At 71.0% G+C, this 4,073-nt stretch carries 2 protein-coding genes; both read right to left on the minus strand.

Annotation, left to right across the window (positions count from 1 at the left end; all coding sequences use genetic code 11):
* Positions 1 to 1,062: L-rhamnose isomerase (gene rhaI / locus GWI24_RS41495; RefSeq protein WP_210951190.1), on the minus strand; the 1,062-nt coding region annotated here is incomplete at its 3' end.
* Between the two features lie 30 nt (positions 1,063 to 1,092).
* Positions 1,093 to 4,073: alpha-L-rhamnosidase (locus GWI24_RS41500; RefSeq protein ID WP_210951191.1), on the minus strand; the 2,981-nt coding region annotated here is incomplete at its 5' end.

Below are 4,073 nucleotides of genomic sequence, written 5' to 3' on the forward strand. Positions count from 1 at the left end.
GCCCAGTTCCTCCCGGACCTCGGCTAGCAGCGGCCGTACGTCGGTGTTGTACGCGTCCATCAGGACCGCGTTGGCGCCCAGCACGTCGCCCTCGCGCTGGGTCGTGGCGAGGGCGTCGCGGTCGACCAGGAGGGCCTTGGCCGTGGCCTCCTGGACGTTCATCACGGAGCGGATGATCGCCGGGATCTTGGGCTCGATGTTGTGGCACTGGTCGAGCATGAAGGCCACCCCCGAGGTCAGCCCGCCGCCCCGGACCACCTCGTACATGATCCGGAAGAGCTGGAAGGGGTCGGCGGCGCCGACCATCAGGTCGTCGTCCGCGTAGAAGCGGGAGTTGAAGTCGAAGGCGCCGAGCTTCTTCTCGCGCAGGAGGAGCGCGACGATGAACTCGATGTTGGTGCCGGGCGCGTGGTGGCCGGTGTCCACGCACACCTGGGCCTTGGGGCCCAGCTTGAGGCAGTGGGCGTAGGCGGTGCCCCAGTCCGGGACGTCCGTGGTGTAGAAGGCGGGTTCGAAGAACTTGTACTCCAGCAGCATCCGCTGGTCCCCGCCGAGACGCTCGTAGACCGCGCTCAGCGCCTCGGCGAGGCGGTCCTGGCGGGCCGCGATGTCGTCCTGGCCGGGGTAGTTGGTGCCGTCGGAGAACCACAGTTTGAGGTCGCGGGAGCCCGTGGCGTCCATGATGTCGACGCACTCCAGGAGGTGGCCCAGTGCCTTGCGGCGGACAGCCGGGTCGGGGTGGGTGACCGAGCCCAGCTTGTAGTCGTCGTCCTGGAAGACGTTGGAGTTGATGGCGCCCAGCTTCAGGCCGCGTTCCTCCGCGTACTTGGCGAGCGCCCCGTAGTCCTCGACCGTGTCCCAGGGGATGTGCAGGGCGACCGTGGGGGCGACCCCGGTGACGGCGTGCACCTGGGCGGCGTCGTCCAGCTTCTCCTGGGGGGTGCGCGGGACGCCGGGCTGGGCGAAGACCTTGAAGCGGGTTCCGGAGTTGCCGTACGCCCATGACGGCGTCTCGACCGCCTGGCTCTTGAGGGCCGCCTTCACGGCTGGAACGTCAGACATGAATCTCCTTCATGAAACGATTCAAGAAACCTAGCCGCGCGGTCGGCCACGCGTCAAGAAGTGATGGGTCCCCGACCCCACGGCGAACACCGCGCAGCCGTCCGCCATGCGCAGCAGGCGGGCGCCGCGAGCGGTCACGTCCGTCGCGCGGTGTGCCGGGACCCAGATCTGGGCCGTGGTGTTGACGGGGATGGACACCGTGAGGGTGAAGTCCTCGTCCTGCGACCAGCGGGTGGTGACCGGGCCGTAGAGGGAGTCGTAGCGGCCCTCGGCGGAGCGCACCTCACCGCCGGGGCGGGGCCGGATGAGGATCTCGCGGAAGCCGGGGGCGGCCGGGGCGATCCCGGTGATGTTCTGGTACATCCACTCGCCGACCGAGCCGTAGGCGTAGTGGTTGAACGAGTTCATCCCGACGTCCTGGAAGCTCCCGTCCGGCTTGATCGAGTCCCAGCGCTCCCACATCGTGGTCGCGCCCCGGTCGATCTGGTAGCCCCAGGAGGGGAATGTGCGCTGGTGGAGCAGGCGGTAGGCGATGTCGGTGTGACCGGTCTCGGTGAGGGTCGGAAGCAGCCGCGGGGTGCCGAGGAACCCGGTGGACAGATGCCAGTCGCGGTCCTTGATGAGGGCGACGAGGCGATCGGCCGCGGGTGTGCGGAGGTTGCCGGGGAGCAGGTCCATGGAGAGCGCCAGGACGTACGCGGTCTGGGTGTCGCCCTTGATCCTGCCGTCGGCGGAGACGTACGCGCGGTTGAAGGCCGCCTTGACGCGGGCCAGGAGGTCTTCGTACGGGGCCGGGTCCTCGCCCAGGACGTGTGCGGTGCGGGCGACGAGGTCGGTGGCGTGGGCGAAGTAGGCGGTGGCGATGACGTCCTTGGGGGTGTCCGCCTCGACGCTGAGCCAGTCGCCATAGCCCTCGGCGGGCCGCAGCAGGTCGGTGCTGTGCCGCTCCAGGTAGGTGATCCAGCGCCGCATGGCCGGCCAGTTCTCGCGCAGTACCCGGGTGTCGCCGTACGCCTGGTAGAGGTTCCAGGGCACGGTCACCCCGGCGTCGCCCCAGCCCGCCACGCCGTTGCCGATGTCGCCGAGGTGCGGTGCCACATCGGGGAAGGAGCCCTCGTCGGTCTGGCCGTCGCGCAGGTCCTGGAGCCACTTGGTGAGGAAGCGGGCGGACTCCATGGTGTAGGCGGCGGTGCTGGAGAACACGTTGATGTCGCCGGTCCAGCCGAGTCGTTCATCCCGCGCCGGGGTGTCGGTGGGGATGGACAGGAAGTTGCCGCGCAGACCCCATGTGATGTTGGAGTGCAGCTGGTTGAGCATCGCCGAGTCGGTGTGGAACGACAGGGTGAACGGGGCGGCGGTGTGCATCACCCGGCCGGTGACCGCGTCGAGGGAGGGCGTTCCGGGGTAGCCCGTGACCTCGACGTAGCGGAAGCCGTGGAAGGTGAAGCGCGGCTCGTAGGTCTCCCGGCCGCCGCCCTTGAGGGTGTAGGTGTCGACGGGGCGGGCGGTGCGCAGATTGGCCGTGTAGGCGGTGCCGTCCGGGTTGAGTACCTCGGCGTGGCGGATCCGGACCTTGTGGCCGGCCGGGCCGGAGACGGTGAGGCGGACGCTGCCGACCATGTTCTGGCCCAGGTCGAAGAGGTGGACACCGGGGGCGGGTTCGGTGACCTTGACCGGCTTGATCTCGCGTTCCACCCGGGTCGGGGCGTCGGTCTGGGCCACTACCTCGGCGGTGATGTCCGTGGCCGTGACGGTGGGGTGCCAGCCGGTGTCGTCGAAACCCGGTGAGGTCCAGCCGGGGGTCTCCGCGCGGGCGTCGTACTCCTCGCCCATCAGCAGGTCGGCGGTGAGCAGCGGCCCGGTGGCCGCGCGCCACTGCTGGTCGGTGGTGATGCGCTCGGTGCTGCCGTCGGTGTACGTGACCTCCAGCTGGGCGAGCAGGGCGGGGTGGTCGCCGTACTGGGTCTGGCCGAACCAGGCGATGTTCCCGGCGTACCAGCCGGGCGCGAGGGTCACCCCGAGGGCGTTCGTCCCACGGCGGAGGGCGTCGGTGACGTCGTAGGTCTGGTACGCCACGCGCTTGCGGTAGTCGGTCCAGCCGGGCGCCAGCTGGTCGCGGCCGACGCGGACGCCATTGAGGTGCGCTTCGTAGAGGCCCAGGGCCGTGGAGTAGAGCCGGGCGCGCGCCACGGGCTTGGCGAGCCGGAAGGTGCGGCGCAGCTGGGCGGGGGACTGGAGCGGGAGCACTTTGCCCCAGGGACCGCTGCCCCAGGCTGCCAGCTTCTTGGCGGTGGCCCAGCCGCTGTCGTCGTGGTCCGGGTCCGCCCAGGTGGCGGGGGGTTCGGTGTCGGTCGTGCGCCAGGTGGCGTCCGTGTGGTGGTGGGTGGTGCCGTCCTCGGTGGTGACCTCCAGGGTGGCCAGCAGCCCCGCCGGGCCCTTCTCGGCGTTGGTGGCCGCGATCGCGAGGGTGGCGGTGCCCTGGTCGAGGAATTCGGTGACGTCGACGGTGACCGGATGGCTCCATGCCTTGAGAACGCCCACCGCCTCGCGGGCGGCGACCTCGGTGCCGTTCACCTGGGCGGTGAAGCCGTCGTCGGCCGCCACCACCAGCCGGGCGCGGCGGACGGTGCCCGGGGCGTGGACGGAGGTACGGAACCACCGGGTGGCCGCCGGGGCCTCGGTGGCCGGATCCCCCTCGGGGAACCAGATCCAGGAGGCGCCCTCCAGGGACGGGGGCGCGGTCAGCGCGGCGGGCGCGGCGACCCAACGGGCCTGCCACTGACCGGAGTTCAGCAGCCCGGTCTCCCACCAGGCGGGGGCGGACCACGGGGAGGGGCGGCCGTGGCCGTCCCAGACCCGTACCGACCAGTGGTAGCGGGTGCGCGGGCGCAGGGCCGGGCCGTCGTAGGGGACCAGGACCGACTGGCGCGATGTCGTCTTGCCGCTGTCCCAGACGTCCGGCTCGCCGAGCCGGTCGGGGGAGGTGGCGACCCGGATGTGGTACGCGCTCT

It is taken from the genome of Streptomyces sp. MK37H (assembly GCF_018035285.1).
GTDB lineage: Bacteria > Actinomycetota > Actinomycetes > Streptomycetales > Streptomycetaceae > Streptomyces > Streptomyces endocoffeicus.